Origin of the sequence: Elioraea sp. Yellowstone (genome assembly GCF_006704265.1) — a bacterium.
Lineage (GTDB): Bacteria > Pseudomonadota > Alphaproteobacteria > Acetobacterales > Acetobacteraceae > Elioraea.
The window spans coordinates 1-14,418 of record NZ_VIKA01000087.1; the positions used below are offsets into that span (position 1 = coordinate 1).

General features: G+C 71.2%; 16 protein-coding genes and 1 tRNA gene. 6 read left to right on the forward strand and 11 right to left on the reverse strand.

Translation table 11 applies throughout. The features are described 5' to 3' along the window. The coding region (gene idi, locus FK498_RS12435; RefSeq protein ID WP_370510901.1) for an isopentenyl-diphosphate Delta-isomerase at window positions 1-542 on the forward strand (542 nt) is incomplete at its 5' end. A gap of 208 nt (window positions 543-750) precedes the next feature. On the opposite strand, the gene FK498_RS12440 is transcribed toward idi, so the two are convergent. After that, window positions 751-1,692, reverse strand: coding sequence for a LysR family transcriptional regulator (locus FK498_RS12440; protein ID WP_141855017.1), 942 nt, complete (start codon window positions 1,690-1,692; stop codon window positions 751-753). 93 nt (window positions 1,693-1,785) lie between these two features. Here FK498_RS12440 and FK498_RS12445 point away from each other — a divergent pair, with 93 nt between their 5' ends. Next, window positions 1,786-2,934, forward strand: a complete 1,149-nt coding sequence (locus FK498_RS12445) for a mandelate racemase/muconate lactonizing enzyme family protein (RefSeq protein ID WP_141855019.1) — start codon at window positions 1,786-1,788, stop codon at window positions 2,932-2,934. A 25-nt stretch (window positions 2,935-2,959) separates the two neighbouring features. Continuing rightward, entirely contained in the window at window positions 2,960-3,940 is a 981-nt protein-coding gene (locus FK498_RS12450) for a tripartite tricarboxylate transporter substrate binding protein (RefSeq protein WP_161988402.1), read from the forward strand. Between the two features lie 100 nt (window positions 3,941-4,040). On the opposite strand, the gene FK498_RS12455 is transcribed toward FK498_RS12450, so the two are convergent. From FK498_RS12455 to ffh, 9 genes are all read right to left on the reverse strand, one after another. Further along, a tRNA-Arg gene (locus FK498_RS12455) sits at window positions 4,041-4,117 on the reverse strand. A 51-nt stretch (window positions 4,118-4,168) separates the two neighbouring features. Beyond that, window positions 4,169-5,281, reverse strand: a complete 1,113-nt coding sequence (gene leuB / locus FK498_RS12460) for a 3-isopropylmalate dehydrogenase (RefSeq protein WP_141855023.1) — start codon at window positions 5,279-5,281, stop codon at window positions 4,169-4,171. Between the two features lie 51 nt (window positions 5,282-5,332). Continuing rightward, window positions 5,333-5,944, reverse strand: a complete 612-nt coding sequence (gene leuD, locus FK498_RS12465; RefSeq protein WP_141855025.1) for a 3-isopropylmalate dehydratase small subunit — start codon at window positions 5,942-5,944, stop codon at window positions 5,333-5,335. 12 nt (window positions 5,945-5,956) lie between these two features. After that, complete coding sequence (leuC, locus tag FK498_RS12470) at window positions 5,957-7,378, reverse strand: 3-isopropylmalate dehydratase large subunit (RefSeq protein ID WP_141855027.1); 1,422 nt, start codon at window positions 7,376-7,378, stop codon at window positions 5,957-5,959. A gap of 19 nt (window positions 7,379-7,397) precedes the next feature. Next, entirely contained in the window at window positions 7,398-7,829 is a 432-nt protein-coding gene (gene rplS, locus FK498_RS12475) for a 50S ribosomal protein L19 (protein WP_141855028.1), read from the reverse strand. A gap of 62 nt (window positions 7,830-7,891) precedes the next feature. Further along, a complete protein-coding gene (gene trmD / locus FK498_RS12480; RefSeq protein ID WP_141855030.1) occupies window positions 7,892-8,608 on the reverse strand; it encodes a tRNA (guanosine(37)-N1)-methyltransferase TrmD in 717 nt (238 codons plus the stop codon). Continuing rightward, window positions 8,605-9,156 carry a ribosome maturation factor RimM gene (gene rimM / locus FK498_RS12485; protein ID WP_141855032.1) on the reverse strand — a complete coding sequence of 184 codons (552 nt, stop codon included), beginning with the start codon at window positions 9,154-9,156 and terminating at the stop codon, window positions 8,605-8,607. The genes trmD and rimM overlap by 4 nt, the downstream gene beginning before the upstream one ends. 22 nt (window positions 9,157-9,178) lie before the next feature. Next, on the reverse strand, window positions 9,179-9,511 hold the full coding sequence (rpsP, locus tag FK498_RS12490; RefSeq protein WP_141855034.1) for a 30S ribosomal protein S16: 333 nt from the start codon (window positions 9,509-9,511) through the stop codon (window positions 9,179-9,181). Between the two features lie 34 nt (window positions 9,512-9,545). Beyond that, window positions 9,546-10,931 carry a signal recognition particle protein gene (ffh, locus tag FK498_RS12495; protein WP_141855036.1) on the reverse strand — a complete coding sequence of 462 codons (1,386 nt, stop codon included), beginning with the start codon at window positions 10,929-10,931 and terminating at the stop codon, window positions 9,546-9,548. 330 nt (window positions 10,932-11,261) lie between these two features. On the opposite strand from ffh, the gene FK498_RS12500 reads away from it, so the two are divergent. The 3 genes from FK498_RS12500 to FK498_RS12510 all read left to right on the forward strand — a co-directional run bounded on the left by FK498_RS12500 (window position 11,262) and on the right by FK498_RS12510 (window position 13,211). Next, window positions 11,262-12,020 carry a nucleotidyltransferase domain-containing protein gene (locus FK498_RS12500; RefSeq protein ID WP_141855038.1) on the forward strand — a complete coding sequence of 253 codons (759 nt, stop codon included), beginning with the start codon at window positions 11,262-11,264 and terminating at the stop codon, window positions 12,018-12,020. Then, the gene (locus FK498_RS12505) at window positions 12,017-12,760 is read left to right on the forward strand and encodes a DUF6602 domain-containing protein (protein ID WP_141855040.1); all 744 of its coding nucleotides are present in this window, start codon (window positions 12,017-12,019) and stop codon (window positions 12,758-12,760) included. The genes FK498_RS12500 and FK498_RS12505 overlap by 4 nt, the downstream gene beginning before the upstream one ends. Window positions 12,761-12,896: 136 nt before the next feature. Next, window positions 12,897-13,211: a hypothetical protein gene (locus tag FK498_RS12510; protein WP_141855042.1), complete on the forward strand. Its 315-nt coding sequence runs from the start codon at window positions 12,897-12,899 to the stop codon at window positions 13,209-13,211. A gap of 564 nt (window positions 13,212-13,775) precedes the next feature. Here FK498_RS12510 and FK498_RS19310 read toward each other — a convergent pair. Then, a partial coding sequence (locus tag FK498_RS19310; RefSeq protein ID WP_370510902.1) for an O-antigen ligase family protein occupies window positions 13,776-14,418 on the reverse strand: 643 nt, incomplete at its 5' end.

Sequence of the window (14,418 nt, forward strand, 5' to 3'; positions counted from 1 at the left end):
GCGCCGCCCTGCCGGCCGGCGCGGCCGTGGAACAGGTCGTGCTGGTGGACGAGCGCGACCGCCCGGTCGGCGTCATGGAGAAGCTCGCGGCGCATCGCGAGGGCCGCCTGCACCGCGCGCTCTCGGTGGTGCTGCGCGCGCCGGACGGGCGGTTCCTGCTGCAGAGGCGCGCCGCGGGCAAGTACCACTCCGGCGGGGTGTGGACCAACACCTGCTGCGGCCATCCGCGGCCGGGCGAGCCGGTGGCGCAGGCGGCGCTGCGGCGGCTGCGCGAGGAGATGGGGATCAGCCTGGCCGTGCTGACCCCGCTGTTCCAGACGGTCTACCGCGCGCCGGTCGGCGGCGCCCTGGTGGAGCACGAGTATGTGCACGTCTTCGGCGCGGTGTGGCACGGCGACTGCGTCCCGGAGCCGGCGGAGGTCGAGGCCTGCGCCTGGGTCGAGGCGGCGGCGCTGCGCGCCGATCTCGGCCTCCGGCCGGAGCGGTACTCGGTGTGGTTCCGCCGCTACGCGGCGATGTTCTGGGAGCGGATGACGGCCTGAAGCGGTCGCCACACGCGCGGAGACCGCTTCCACCTGTCCCTGCGGGCATCGTCACGCCTACGGCCGATTCCAGCCGTATGCGATCTGCTCCAGCGCGGACCGCACGGAGCCGGGAACGGCCGGATGCGCGAGAATGCCCGCCCGGAGGGACTGGCGCGGTTCCCGGCCGGCGGCACGATCCGGCGGGCCTCTCTGCCACGCGGCCGCGTCATGCCCCCCTCCCGCGCCGGCGCGGGCGTCCGCCACCGGGGCCGCACGGGTCCGCAACAGCGTCCAGCCGCTCCAGGGTCGCGCAGAACGCCGAGGCCAAGCGTGTCGGAACCCGGCCGTGCGGGACGACCAGGGTCGCCTCGAGAAGGAGCCGCGGGACGAGCGGACGTGTGACGAGGCCTTGCGCGCGGGCTTCGGCGAGTCCGAACCCGTCGAGGACGGCGACGCCCGCCCCCGCGCGCACCAGCGCGCATGCGATGCTCGATTGCGACACCTCGACCGCGAGCCGCCACTGGACCCCGGCCCGTGCCTGCGCCGCGAGCAACGCTTGCCCGACCGGCTGCCGCGCGCCGAGCGAGATCACGGCGATCCCCGCGAGGTCGCCGAGGGTGAGATGCCGGCGGGAGGCCAGTCTGTGATCGCGCCGGAGCGCGCAGCCGATCGCCGATGAGCGGAACGGCCGCGCCTCGACCCGGCGATCGCCGGTGTCGCCGAGGATCACGCCGAGATCGGCACGGTGATCGGCGACGTGATTGACCACCTCGAGGGCCGACATGGCGCGCAGCCGCACCGACACGTCCTGGTGCCGCGCCCGGAAGACCTCGACGGCGGGCGGCAGGAGAGCCGTGGCGAGGACGGGCACGGCGGCGATGCAGAGCTGTCCGCTCTGCCCCGCCCGCAACGCCTCGGCCAATCGCTCCAGCCCGTCGATGCTCGCAAGCGTGCCGAGCAGTTCGGGGAGCAGCGCATGCGCCTCGGGGGTCGGTACCAGTTGCCTGCGGTCGCGCCGGAAGAGGGCGAAGCCGAGCCGTTGCTCCGCCTGCTGCAGCATCTTGCTCGCCGCCGGCTGGGTGATGCCGAGCTCAAGGGCCGCCGCGGTGACGCTGCCGGTCTCCATGACCGCCCGGAAGACCTCGAGCTCGCGCAGGTTCAGCTTCATAACCTTTCATACATGATTCTTGCAGTTCCCTCTATTTGACAGAATGCATTCGCCTCCGCACGCTCTGCCGCAGGCGCAGCGCGCGGAGGGAGCGTGAGGGTCGTCGGCATCAGGGGATTCCTTGTCGGTTTCGCACCCGATCCGGCGCTCGGCAACGCGTCGGCCGTGATCCGCCGGCGTGACTTCCTGCTGCTCCAGCTGATCGGCGAGGACGGCTCCGCCGGCTGGGGGGAAGTGTTCGCCTCTCCCTTCGCCGCGTCCGCCTTCGTGCGGGCGAGGCTGGCGCCGCTGATCCTCGGACGGTCCTCGCGGGACCTCGGCCGGCTGTATCACGACATGGTGGCGACGCTCGGCTATGACCGGCGTGGCGCTGCGATGATGGCGATCTCCGCCGTGGACATGGCCTTGCACGACCTCGCCGCGCGCAGCCAGGGCATGAGCGTCGCGCAGATGCTCGGCGGAGGTCTGCGCGATCGTCTCCTCGCCTATGCGAGCGGTCCGTTCATCGCCGAACGGGGGGCCCCCTACGACGCCTATCCCCGCGAGGTCGAGGCTCTGCTTCGCCGCGGCTTCCGGGCCATCAAGCCGCGCGTCGGCATCGCTCCCCGTCAGGATGGGCTGGCGATGAGGGCGATGCGGCGGCAGGTCGGTCCCGACATCGCGCTGATGGTGGACATCAACCAGGGCTACACCGTGGGGGCAGCCATCGAGAGCGCGCGGCGCATGGAGGAGGCGGAGCTCCTCTGGATCGAGGAGCCGCTGCAGCCCGAGGACGTCGGCGGCTATCGGCAGGTCGCGCGGGCGGCGCGATGCGCGATCGCGGGAGGCGAGGCCCTGGCGAGCCTGGCGGCGTTCCGCGACTTCCTGCAGGCGCAGACCTTCTCGGTGCTGCAGCCCGACCTGACCGTCTGCGGCGGCTTCACGGGGCTGCGGCGCGTCGCCGCCCTGGCCGACGCCTTCGACGTCCCGGTGATCCCGCACGTCTTCGGCACGACGGTGAACGCGCATGCCGCGCTGCAGGCGGCGGCACTGCTGACCGCCCGGCGGGGCGGCGGACCGATGCCCTATCCCTTCATCGAGATCGACGCCACGCCGAACCCGCTGCTGACGCTGCTCGGACCGATGGATCCGCGATCGGACGGAACGATCGCCGTGCCGGACGCGCCGGGCATCGGCATCGATCTTGATCCGCAACGGCTCGAGCCCTGGATCACCGATCACTGGCGGCTCGGCGCCGCGTAGGGAAGGCATGGGGAGGACGGAGGCCATGGACGGATCGACGCTACGCCGGCGCAGCCTGCTCGCCGGCGGGATCCTTCTGATCGCGTCATCGGGACGGGGACGCGCGCAGGCCTATCCCGGCCGTCCCGTCCGCATCATCGTGCCCTATCCGCCGGGCGGCGCGACCGACACGATCGCGCGGCTTCTGGCGCAGGAGCTGACGAGGACGCTGGGCCAGTCCTTCGTCGTCGAGAACCGTGGCGGGGCGGCCAGCATCACCGGCACCCAGGCGGTCGCGACCGCGGCGGCGGATGGCTATACGCTCGGCATCGTCGACACCGCCTTCCTGGTCAATCCCGGTCTCTTCGGTGACCGTCTGCCCTACGACGCCCTGCGCGACTTCGCGCCGGTCTCGCTGCTGGTCCGCGCGCCGCTCGCGCTCGTCGTGGCGTCCCAGGCACCGTGGCGGACCGTCGCCGAACTGGTCGCGCACGGGAAGGCCAAGCCCGAGGACATCATCTTCGGCTCGGCCGGCAACGGCACGGCGGTGCACATGGCCGGCGAGCAGTTCCGCCAAGCCGCCGGTTTCGCGTACCTGCACGTGCCGTATCGCGGCGGCGGGCCGATGTTCACGGACCTGCTGGCCGGTCGCGTCCAGATGGCGTTCGGCACGGTGCCGGCGGTGGTCGAGCATGTCAGGGCAGGACGGCTGCGCGCGCTCGCGATCACGGGAGCGGAAAGGTCGGCGCTGCTGCACGATGTGCCGAGCATGGCGGAGGCAGGGTTTCCCCAGGTCGATGCCGCGCTGATCAACGCGCTGATCGGCCCTGCCGGCATGCCCGAGGCCGTCATCGCCCGCCTGGCGGAGGCGACCCGCACGGCAACCCTGCAGGGCATGAGCGCGCGGCTGGCGGAGCTCGGTTTCCATCCCGTCGGCAGCACCCCGGAGGAGGCCCGGGAGACCTTCCAGGCCGCGATCCCACGCTGGGCGCGGATCGTGCGGGAGGGAGGGATCAAGCCGGACTGACACCCGAGCACAACGGCTTGACCTTGTGCGGAGGGGATCGCGCCCCGGGCTTGCGGAGACAGCGGGCGGGTCGCCTCTTCGTCGCGGCCCAAGGGAGGCGTGGCGCGCCCGAGAGGATTCGAACCCCTAACCCCCAGATCCGTAGTCTGGTGCTCTATCCAGTTGAGCTACGGGCGCGCGCCGGAGGCGGGCGTGATAGCGGATGCCCCCTCGGGGGGCAAGGGCCGATCAGCCGCCGATCTTGTCGAGCTCGCGCACCACCGCGTCGCCCATCACCTGGGTCGAGACGCGCGCGAGGCCCGGCTGCATGATGTCGGCCGTGCGCAGCCCCGAGGCGAGCACGTTGGTGCAGGCGCGCTCGACCAGCCTCGCCTCCTCCTCGAGCCCGAAGCTCAAGCGCAGCAGCATGGCGAAGGAGAGGATCTGCGCCATCGGATTGGCGATCCCCTTGCCCGCGATGTCGGGCGCCGAGCCGTGGATCGGCTCGTAGAGCGCGTGCCGCGTGCCGTCCGGCGCCGCCGCGCCGAGCGTCGCCGAGGGCAGCATCCCGAGCGAGCCGGTCAGCATCGAGGCGAGGTCGGAGAGCAGGTCGCCGAACAGGTTCGTCGTCACGATCACGTCGAACTGGCGCGGGTTGCGCACCAGCTGCATCGCGCAGTTGTCGGCGTACATGTGGCTGAGTTCGACATCGGCGAACGCGCGCGCATGGAGATCGGTGACGGTCTGGCGCCACAGGAGGCCGGACTCCATCACGTTCGCCTTCTCGACCGAGCAGACCCTGTTCCGCCGCTTGCGCGCGAGCTCGAAGGCGACGCGCGCGACCCGCTCGATCTCGGCCGTGGTGTAGACCTCGGTGTTGTAGCCGCGCTTCGTGCCGTCGGGCAGGGTGTCGATGCCGCGCGGCTCGCCGAAATAGATGCCGCCCGTCGACTCGCGCACGATCATGATGTCGAGGCCGCGCACGATCTCGGGCTTCAGCGTCGAGGCATCGACCAGCGGATCGAGCACCTGGGCGGGGCGCAGATTGGCGAACAGGCCGAGCTCCTTGCGCAGCGTCAGGATCGCGATCTCGGGGCGCATGTCGAAGCCGAGCGTGTCCCATTTCGGCCCGCCCACCGCGCCGAACAGCACCGCATCGGCAGCCTTCGCCTTCGCCACCGTCTCGGGCGCGATCGGCGTGCCGAGCGCGTCGATCGCCGCGCCCCCGACCAGCGCCTCCTCGATCTCGAAGCTGAGCGCGCGGCGGCGGTCGAACCAGTCGATGATGCGGCGCACCTCGCGCATCACCTCGGGCCCGATCCCGTCCCCCGGCAGCACGAGCAGCTTCTTGTTGGATGCCATGTCAGCCCTCCCCGTTGCCGGCGCGGGATCGTCCCCGCGGCCGCGCGGCCGTCACGCGAACAGCCAGGGCTCGGCGGCCCGGCGCTTCGCCTCGTAGGCGTCGATCTTCGCCGCGTGCGCCATGGTCTGGCCGATGTCGTCGAGGCCGTTCAGCAGGCAGTGCCTGCGGAACGGATCGATCTCGAAGCGGATCTCCTCGCCGTTCGGCCGCACCACCACCTGGCGCTCGAGATCCACCGTCAGCCGCGCATTCGCGCCGAGCCGCGCATCCTCCATCAGCGCGTCGCAGATCTCCTGCGGCAGCTTGATCGGCAGGATGCCGTTCTTGAAGCAGTTGTTGTAGAAGATGTCGGCGAAGTCGGGCGCGATCACGCAGCGGATGCCGAAGTCGAGGAGCGCCCAGGGCGCGTGCTCGCGCGACGACCCGCAGCCGAAATTCGGCCCCGCCACCAGGATCTCGGCGCGGCGGTAGGGCTCCCGGTTCAGGATGAAGTCCGGGTTCTCCGATCCGTCCGGCAGGTAACGCATCGCGTCGAACAGGTTCCTGCCGAGGCCCGAGCGCTTGATCGTCTTGAGGAACCGCGCCGGGATGATCTTGTCGGTATCGACGTTCGGGATCGGCAGCGGCGCGGCGATGCCGGTGAGCGTGGTGAAGGGCTGCATCCTGCGTCCCCCTCAGTGCGCGACGAGCTGGCGGACATCGGCGAGCCGGCCGGTCACCGCGGCGGCGGCGGCCATGGCCGGGCTCATCAGGTGCGTCCGCCCGCCGGGGCCCTGGCGCCCCTCGAAGTTGCGGTTGGAGGTGGAGGCGCAGCGCTGCCCGGGCCGGAGCTGGTCGGGGTTCATGCCGAGGCACATCGAGCAGCCCGCCTCGCGCCACTCGAAGCCGGCCTCGCGGAAGATGCGGTCCAGCCCCTCGTCCTCGGCCTGCCGCTTCACCAGGCCCGAGCCGGGCACCACCATCGCGCGCACGCCCTCGGCGACCTTGCGGCCCTTCGCCACCGCGGCGGCGGCGCGCAGATCCTCGATCCGCCCGTTGGTGCAGGAGCCGATGAAGACGACATCGACCCGGATGTCCTGCATCCGCGTGCCGGGGGTGAGCCCCATGTACTCGAGCATCCGCCGCTTGGCGGCGCGGCGCGCCTCGGTCGTTTCGCTATCAGGATCAGGCACCGCGCCGGTGATCGGCACCACGTCCTCCGGGGACGTGCCCCAGGTGACCAGCGGCACGATCTCGTCGGCCTTCAGCGTCACGGTGGTGTCGTAGCGCGCGCCCGGGTCCGAGGGCAGCGTCTTCCAGTACGCGACCGCGCGCTCCCACGCCTCGCCCTTGGGCGCGTAGGGCCGGCCCTTGAGATAGGCGAAGGTCTTCTCGTCCGGCGCCACCAGGCCGGCGCGCGCGCCGGCCTCGATCGACATGTTGCAGACCGTCATGCGCCCGGCCATGTCGAGGTCGCGGATCGCCTCGCCCGCGTACTCGATCACGTGGCCGGTGCCGCCGGCGGTGCCGATCCGGCCGATGATCGCGAGGATGATGTCCTTCGCGGTGCAGCCGAAGGGCAGCCGGCCCTGCACCTCGATCAGCATGTTCTTCGCCGGCTTCTGCAGCAGCGTCTGGGTGGCGAGCACGTGCTCGACCTCGGAGGTGCCGATGCCGAAGGCGAGCGCCCCGACCGCGCCATGCGTCGAGGTGTGGCTGTCCCCGCAGACGATGGTCAGCCCGGGCTGGCTGATCCCCTGCTCCGGCCCGACGATGTGCACGATGCCCTGGCGCGCATCCATCAGCGGGAAGTAGGGCACGCCGAACTCGGCGACGTTCCTCTCCAGCGTCTCGACCTGCAGGCGGCTCTCGGGCTCGTCGATGCCCCGGGAGCGGTCGGAGGTCGGCACGTTGTGGTCGGCGACCGCGAAGGTCGCGTCGGGCCGGCGCACGCGGCGGCCGGCCATGCGCAGCCCCTCGAAGGCCTGCGGGCTGGTCACCTCGTGCACGAGATGGCGGTCGATGTAGAGGATGCAGGTGCCGTCCGGCAGACGCTCGACGACGTGGCTGTCCCAGATCTTGTCGAACAGCGTGCGCGGTGCCGTCCCCTCACCCATCGCGACCGTCTCCCCCCTCTCAGGCCTGTTCGGCGCCGTTCTGCCCCTCGGCCGGCGCCTCGCCCGGCGCCTCGGCCGGCGCGCCGGCGCCGAGCCCCAGCTTCTCGGCGATGCGCGCCGCCTTGCCGGTGCGTCCGCGCAGGTAGTAGAGCTTGGCGCGCCGCACATCGCCGCGGCGCATCACCTTGATCTCGGCGACGTTGGGCGAATAGAGCGGGAAGACGCGCTCCACCCCCTCGCCGTAGCTGATCTTGCGCACCGTGAAGCTGGAGTTGATGCCGGCGTTCTTGCGCGCGATGCACACCCCCTCGAAGGCCTGAAGGCGCGTCCGCTCGCCCTCCACCACGCGCACCGAGACGCGCAGCGTGTCGCCGGGGCCGAACTCGGGCACGGGCCGTTCGGCCGCGCGCCTGGCGACCTGCTCGGCCTCGATCTGCTGGACGATGTTCATCGCGGTCTCCTTCTCACTCTTCACCGGCCGCGCCAAGCCGGCGCGGCGTCATGGCTTCCATGTCAGGCGGTCGGCGCGGCCTCGGCCAGCGCGCGGTAGGCACTCCAGAGATCGGGGCGGCGGTCGCGCGTGATGCGCTCGGCCTCGGCGCGGCGCCAGGCGGCGATCGCGGCGTGGTTGCCGCCCGCCAGCACCTCCGGCACCGCCATGCCCTGCCAGACGGCGGGGCGGGTGTAGTGGGGGTATTCCAGCAGCCCCGCGGCGAAGCTCTCCTCGACGCTGCTCTCGGCCGCGCCCATCACGCCGGGCAGCAGCCGCACGGCGGCATCCAGCAGCACGATCGCCGCCGGCTCGCCGCCCGAGAGCACGTAGTCGCCGATCGAGATCTCCTCCATGCGGCGATGCGCGATCACGCGCTCGTCGATCCCCTCGTAGCGGCCGCAGAGCAGGATCGCGCCCGGCCCCTCGGCCAGCGCGCGCACCCGCTTCTGGGTCAGCAGCCGGCCGCGCGGGGTGAACACGATCAGCGGCAGGTCCGGGGCGCGCGACAGCGCCTCGGCGACCGCCGCATCGACGACATCGGGGCGCATCACCATGCCGGGCCCGCCGCCGAACGGCGCGTCGTCGACGCTGCGGTGCCTGTCGGTGGCGAAGCCGCGGATGTCGATCGTCTCGAGCGACCAGTCGCCGCGCGCGAGCGCCTTGCCCGCCAGCGAGTGGCCGAGCGGACCCGGGAACATCTCGGGGAACAGGGTGAGGACGAGGGCGCGGAAGCTCATGCCGCCGCTCCTTCCGGCTGATCCGCCGCGGGCGGCACGATCACCTCCGCGGGCGGGGCGACCACGAGGCGGCGCGCGGCGAGATCGACCACCGGCACGGCGGCGCGCGTGAAGGGCACGAGCAGCGGTTGCGCCCCCTTTCCTGCGGTCGCCATGTCGATCTCCAGGAACGCGCCGGCGCCGTGGTCGTTCACGCTCGCGACCGTGCCGAGGCGCCGGCCCGCGCCGTCCTCCACCGCGAGCCCGATCAGGTCGGCGTGGTAGAACTCCTCCTCCCCGGGCGGCGGCAGGCGGTCGCGCGGCACGTAGAGGGCGGTGCCGGTGAGCCTCGCCGCCGCCTCCCGGTCGGCCACCCCCTCGACCGCCACCACCGGCATCTCGCCCGGCTGGACGACCCGCAGACGGAACGTCCGCGTGCCCGTCTCGTCGGCGAGCGGGCCGTAGGCGGCGATGTCGGCCGGATCGGCGGTGAAGGACTGCACGCGCAGGAGCCCCCGCACGCCGTGCGGGCGTCCGAAGCGGCCGAGCAGGACGCGGTCGGGGGGCATGGCGGCTCCGCGCGGGCTCCGCTCAGGCCGCGGCCGCGGCCGCGCGCTCCTGCGCCTTCTTCTTCGGCAGGTGCCGCTTGGTCTGGGCCGGCCGCGGGGCGGCGGCGACGATGCCGGCCTTGGCGAGGAAGCGCTCCACCCGGTCGGTCGCTTCCGCGCCCCTGCCGAGCCACTCGCGGATGCGGTCCTCCTTCAGCCGCACGCGGTCGGCATGGTCGGCGGGCAGCATCGGGTTGTAGGCGCCGACCTTCTCGATGAAGCGGCCGTCGCGCGGGCTGCGGCTGTCGGCCACCACGATGTGGTAGTAGGGGCGCTTCTTGGCGCCGGCGCGGCTCAGGCGGATCTTCAGGCTCATTCGCGGTTCGGTCCTTTCGCGGTTCGGTTCGTGTTCAAAAGGGGCGGCGGCCGCCGCCGGGCAGGTTCATGCCGCCGGGCAGGAGCGCGCCGAGGCCCTGGCGCAGCAGGCCCTTCTGGCCCATCTTCTGCACGCGCTTCATCATCGTCGTCATGTCGTCGAACTGCTTCAGAAGGCGGTTGACGTCCTCGACCCTGGTGCCGGATCCGGCGGCGATCCGCCTCTTGCGCGAGGCCTTGATGATCTCGGGGCGGCGGCGTTCGGCCTTCGTCATGCTGTCGATGATCGCGATCTGGCGCTTGATGATCCGGTCGTCGAGCTTGGCCTCGGCCATCTGCGCCTTGATCCTGCCCACACCGGGCAGCATGCCGAGCAGGCCCTGAAGGCTGCCCATCCTCGCGATCTGGGCGAGCTGGCGGCGGAAGTCCTCGAGGTCGAAGGAGCCCTTCTGGATCTTCGCGGCGAGCTTCTCGGCCTCCTCGGCCTCGATCGTCGCGGCCGCCTTCTCGACCAGCGAGACCACGTCGCCCATGCCGAGGATGCGCCCCGCCACGCGGTCGGGGTGGAAGTCCTCGAGCGCGTCGAGCTTCTCGCCCACGCCGACCAGGCGGATCGGCGCGCCGGTGATCGCGCGCATGGACAGCGCGGCGCCGCCGCGCGCATCGCCGTCCATCCGCGTCATGACGATGCCGGTGACGCCGACCTTCTCGTGGAAGGCGCGGGCGACGGTGACGGCGTCCTGGCCGGTCATGGCATCGACGACCAGGAGCTTCTCGTGCGGCCGGGCGACGGCTGCGATCTCGGCGACTTCCGCCATCAGCGCCTCGTCGATCGCGAGCCGGCCGGCGGTGTCGAGCACCAGCACGTCGAAGCCGCCGCGGCGGGCCTCGTCGAGAGCCCGCCGGGCGATCTCGACCGGGCCTTGGCCCGCGACGATGGGGAGGCTGATCACGCCGGCGCGGTCGGCCAGGATGGCGAGCTGCTCCATCGCGGCGGGGCGCCGGGTGTCGAGCGAGGCGAGCAGCACGCGCTTCCTCTCGCGCTCCTTCAGGCGGAGCGCGATCTTGCCGGCGGTGGTGGTCTTGCCCGAGCCCTGCAGCCCGAGCATCAGCACGACGACGGGGGGCGAGGCGGCGAGGTCGAGCCCGGGTGCCGCGGGCCCCAGCATCTCGACCAGGGCGTCGTGGACGATCTTGACGACCTGCTGGCCGGGCGTGACGGACTTCAGCACCGCCTCGCCCACGGCGCGGTCGCGCACCTTGGCGATGAAGTCCTTGACGACGGGGAGCGCGACGTCGGCCTCGAGGAGGGCGATGCGGACCTCGCGGAGCGCCTCGGCGACGTCGGATTCCGAGAGCGCGCCGCGGCGCTTCAGCCTGTCGAGGATGCCGGTCAGCTTGCCCGAGAGGGCGTCGAACATCGTCCGCTCCTTCGTGTTCCGGTGCCCCAAACGGTTTTGCGCCGCTGCGCGAGCCTTCGCGGAGCGGCGGCGCCCCTGGGGGCGGGTCAGGGTCCGGGTGGGCCGGAACGGGTGGGGTTGTGGGGCAAAGGGGGGTGGGCGTCAAGGGGAACGGGGGGTCGGGGGGGGGGTTAGATACCCTTGAGGTGATTGACGCGACGCGCGAACGTCTCCACGCTTCAGCCCGTCCCGTAGATAGCCGCGCAGACCTACTCGAAGATTCGAAGGCGGACCAGCCAGGGATGGGGGGGCTGAGGGCCAATATTCCCGACAAAAGCGCAGGAACCGCTAGTGACCGCCGACGCCTACCTTCTGAAGATCCTCGCCCGGGAAGCCGTCGATACGGGTCCGGCAGCACCCGTGCGCGGCGTTCAGGCGCGGCTGATGCCCGCCTTGCAGGAATGGGCAGGCCAGCACCTTCGCTTCGTCAGGCCGAGCGGGTCCTTCGCCAAAGGGACGGCGAACAAGAGCGGGACGGACATCGACCTCTTCATTTCGATCTCCGAGAACGTCCCACAGACCATGCGGGACATCTACAATTCGCTGGCCGACTGGATGGCCCAAAAGGGCTATAAGCCGAGGAAGCAGAACGTCTCCATCAACGTCAGCGTCAACGGCTACTCGGTCGATCTCGTCCCCGCGAAGCGCCAGGACAGCTACAGCGAGGACCACAGCCTCTATCGACGAAAGGCCGATACCTGGACGAAGACGAATGTCGCCACGCATATCAACCACGTCATCCGCAGTGGACGCGCCCAGGAAATCCGCGTCCTTAAACTCTGGCGCCATCAGAAGGGACTCGACTTCCCTTCCTTCTATCTCGAGCTGACCACGATCAGCGCCCTTTGCGGTGCAAACAGCGGCCTCGCGGATCGCGTATGGAAGGCGCTTCGCTACATCCGCGACACTTTCCCAAATGCCCGTGTGATGGACCCCGCTAACACCAACAACGTCATCTCGGATGACCTGACCGCGGCCGAGAAGGCGAAGGTAGTCGCGGCAGCACGTCAGGCCCTCGCGGCCACCGACTGGAATCAGATCGTCAGATGAGCGGGTTCTCCCTCCCAAAGCTCTTGGCCGGATTGCACGACACTATCGAGCATCGCTTAAAACTCGCCCGCGAGACGATGGGGCACCCCGTCAACAAGGGGGATGCCAGCGAAGCCGTATGGCTTGATCTGCTTCAGACCTATCTCCCGCGCCGTTACAAGGCGGCTAAGGCGCACGTCGTGGACAGCACCGGTGCATTCAGCGAGCAGATCGACGTCGTGGTGTTCGATCGGCAGTACTCGCCATTAGTCTTCCAGCATGAGGGGCAGACCATCATCCCGGCCGAAAGTGTGTATGCCGTGTTCGAGGCGAAGCAGAGCATCGCCGCGCCGGAGATCACCTATGCCCACCGAAAGGTAGCGAGTGTCCGGCGCCTTCATCGGACGAGCCTTCCCATCCCCCATGCGGGCGGCACCTACCCGCCGAAACCTCTATCCCGAATCCTGGCGGGCCTTTTGACGCTCGAGAGCGCGTGGAATCCCCCTCTCGGGCAAACGCTCATCGACAATCTTTGTGCGGGCGACGACGACAGCCGCCTTGATCTTGGTTGCGTTGCAGCGCACGGCGTTTTCGCCTGCGATCAGGCGGGAGTCTATTGGATTCGTCCCCAAGGCAAGGCCGCGACAGCCTTTCTGTTCGAGTTGATCGCCCGTCTTCAAGAGACCGCCACGGTCTCCATGATCGACATTCGGGCCTATGCCCGGTGGCTGACCGCGGCTCCCGAACAGCCATCTACGTGACGCCTTCGTCCCGGTAGGTTTCTTCGTCCTTGTCGATCACCCTGACGCCTCCCACGCGCACGGGGTGAGAGACCCGGGCGGACCCGTTCCGCCTCGCTCGTACGGCTCACGCGAGGCGCTGTACCAGCTCCGCGGCGTGGTGGATATCGCGCCGACCGCGAAGGACGCGTTTCTCGCGATCCTGCGGACCCTGGCTGCCGAGGACGGCACCTTCTGCGCGCGCTTGGCACCGCTGGTCGCGGGGCGCAACGTGAACCACATCGCGCGCAATCCGGCGCAGGTGCATCCCCACAGGCCCGACCTTCGTGGCGAGACCGCCGAGATCGCGCCGGGATGGTTCGCGAACACGAACATCGCGAACCGGCAGAAGGAGACGATCCTGCGCGCCGCCTGCGAGGCGGCCGGAATCGTCTTCGGGCGGGACCTCCAGATCGAACTGCCGAATGCGTGACCCGGCCTGCGCATGGTGCACGCCGCAGCGAGGGTTCGATGCGATGGCGTCCGGTTGTCCGTGGCTCTGGGCGCCTCATGATGCCGGACGCGCGCCGCCCCCTTCACGGCAAGGCGGCGCTGGCCGCGAGCCTCACCCCGCCCCGGTTCCGAGCGGGGTCGAGGGAACCGGGCGGCAGCGCTCCGTCCCACTCGCGGGGCTCGGCGGCGCGACGCTCGCTGCGCGCAATCGCCACCGTGCGCGCCTTCATCGCGGCACAGGGGACGATGCCCACGCGGGGCACGCCGTGACCGCGCCTGCTCCGGGCAGCACCGCCTTCGCCTTCAGCACCGCGCCGACCTCGGTCCGGAGATCGGCCAGCAGGGTCGCCGCGTCGGTATCGTCGTAGCGCCCGGACGGTGCGCAGGCGGCAGCACCGCCACCCGGCGCTTGCGCCGCCGCCGCTCTGCGGGTATAGGATTTCCATCAGACACCCTCCGAGAACCCGCGAAAATCAGTTGCTTAACGCCATGCGCGGCGGCCGGATAAAGGAATAAAAGCATAAAGTGATAAAGTGACCCGCGCTCAGCGCGGCGCGGCCGCCAGCCGCCAGCCGGTCGCGGCGAGGATCAGCGACGCCACCCACCAGGCCTGCCAGACCCCGAAGGCGATCAGCGCCACCGCGAGCCCCGCCGCGGCCGCGCCCGCCCCCGCCGCCAGCACCACCCGGTCGGTCACCCGCACGATCCCCCGCCCGATCCACCAGGCCCCGAGTGCCGCCAGCAGCAGCCCCACCATGCCGAGCTCCAGCCGGACCTGAAGCCCGCCATTGTGCGGATGCAGCGGCAGGCTCTGCACGAAGGCATCGGGCATGGCGTCGAGCGCATCCCGCGTCGGTCCGGGCGGGGCGAGCCGGTCGAAGGTCGCAGCCGGAATGCGCGCCTCGCCGCCCGGCATCGCGCGCGAGGCCTCGAACCCCCAGCCCAGCACCGGGCGCTCGGCCGCGCGGGCGGCGGCGAAGTCCCAGATCGCGACGCGGTGCAGGCCGGAGGGCGGCAGCACGCCGGCGCGGGCCGCCGCCTCGCCGGTGGCCTGGAGCACGGAGGGTCCGGCCAGCACGGCGAGTGCGAGCAGCAGCGGCCCCAGCCGGCAGACGGCGCGCTGGGGGGCGAGGGTCAGCAGGGCGCTGGCGGCGGCCGCGGCGAGGGCCAGCCGCGCCGCCTCGGAG

Bases quoted from the DNA above. Each gene is read 5' to 3' on its own strand.
- rpsP (WP_141855034.1), bottom strand. From the start codon at position 9,511: ATGAGCCTGAAGATCCGCCTGAGCCGCGCCGGCGCCAAGAAGCGCCCC.
- FK498_RS12450 (WP_161988402.1), top strand. From the start codon at position 2,960: ATGGACGGATCGACGCTACGCCGGCGCAGCCTGCTCGCCGGCGGGATC.
- rplS (WP_141855028.1), bottom strand. From the start codon at position 7,829: ATGAACATCGTCCAGCAGATCGAGGCCGAGCAGGTCGCCAGGCGCGCG.
- FK498_RS12440 (WP_141855017.1), bottom strand. From the start codon at position 1,692: ATGAAGCTGAACCTGCGCGAGCTCGAGGTCTTCCGGGCGGTCATGGAG.
- trmD (WP_141855030.1), bottom strand. From the start codon at position 8,608: ATGAGCTTCCGCGCCCTCGTCCTCACCCTGTTCCCCGAGATGTTCCCG.
- rimM (WP_141855032.1), bottom strand. From the start codon at position 9,156: ATGCCCCCCGACCGCGTCCTGCTCGGCCGCTTCGGACGCCCGCACGGC.
- leuC (WP_141855027.1), bottom strand. From the start codon at position 7,378: ATGGGTGAGGGGACGGCACCGCGCACGCTGTTCGACAAGATCTGGGAC.
- leuB (WP_141855023.1), bottom strand. From the start codon at position 5,281: ATGGCATCCAACAAGAAGCTGCTCGTGCTGCCGGGGGACGGGATCGGG.
- leuD (WP_141855025.1), bottom strand. From the start codon at position 5,944: ATGCAGCCCTTCACCACGCTCACCGGCATCGCCGCGCCGCTGCCGATC.
- FK498_RS12505 (WP_141855040.1), top strand. From the start codon at position 12,017: ATGAGCGGGTTCTCCCTCCCAAAGCTCTTGGCCGGATTGCACGACACT.
- ffh (WP_141855036.1), bottom strand. From the start codon at position 10,931: ATGTTCGACGCCCTCTCGGGCAAGCTGACCGGCATCCTCGACAGGCTG.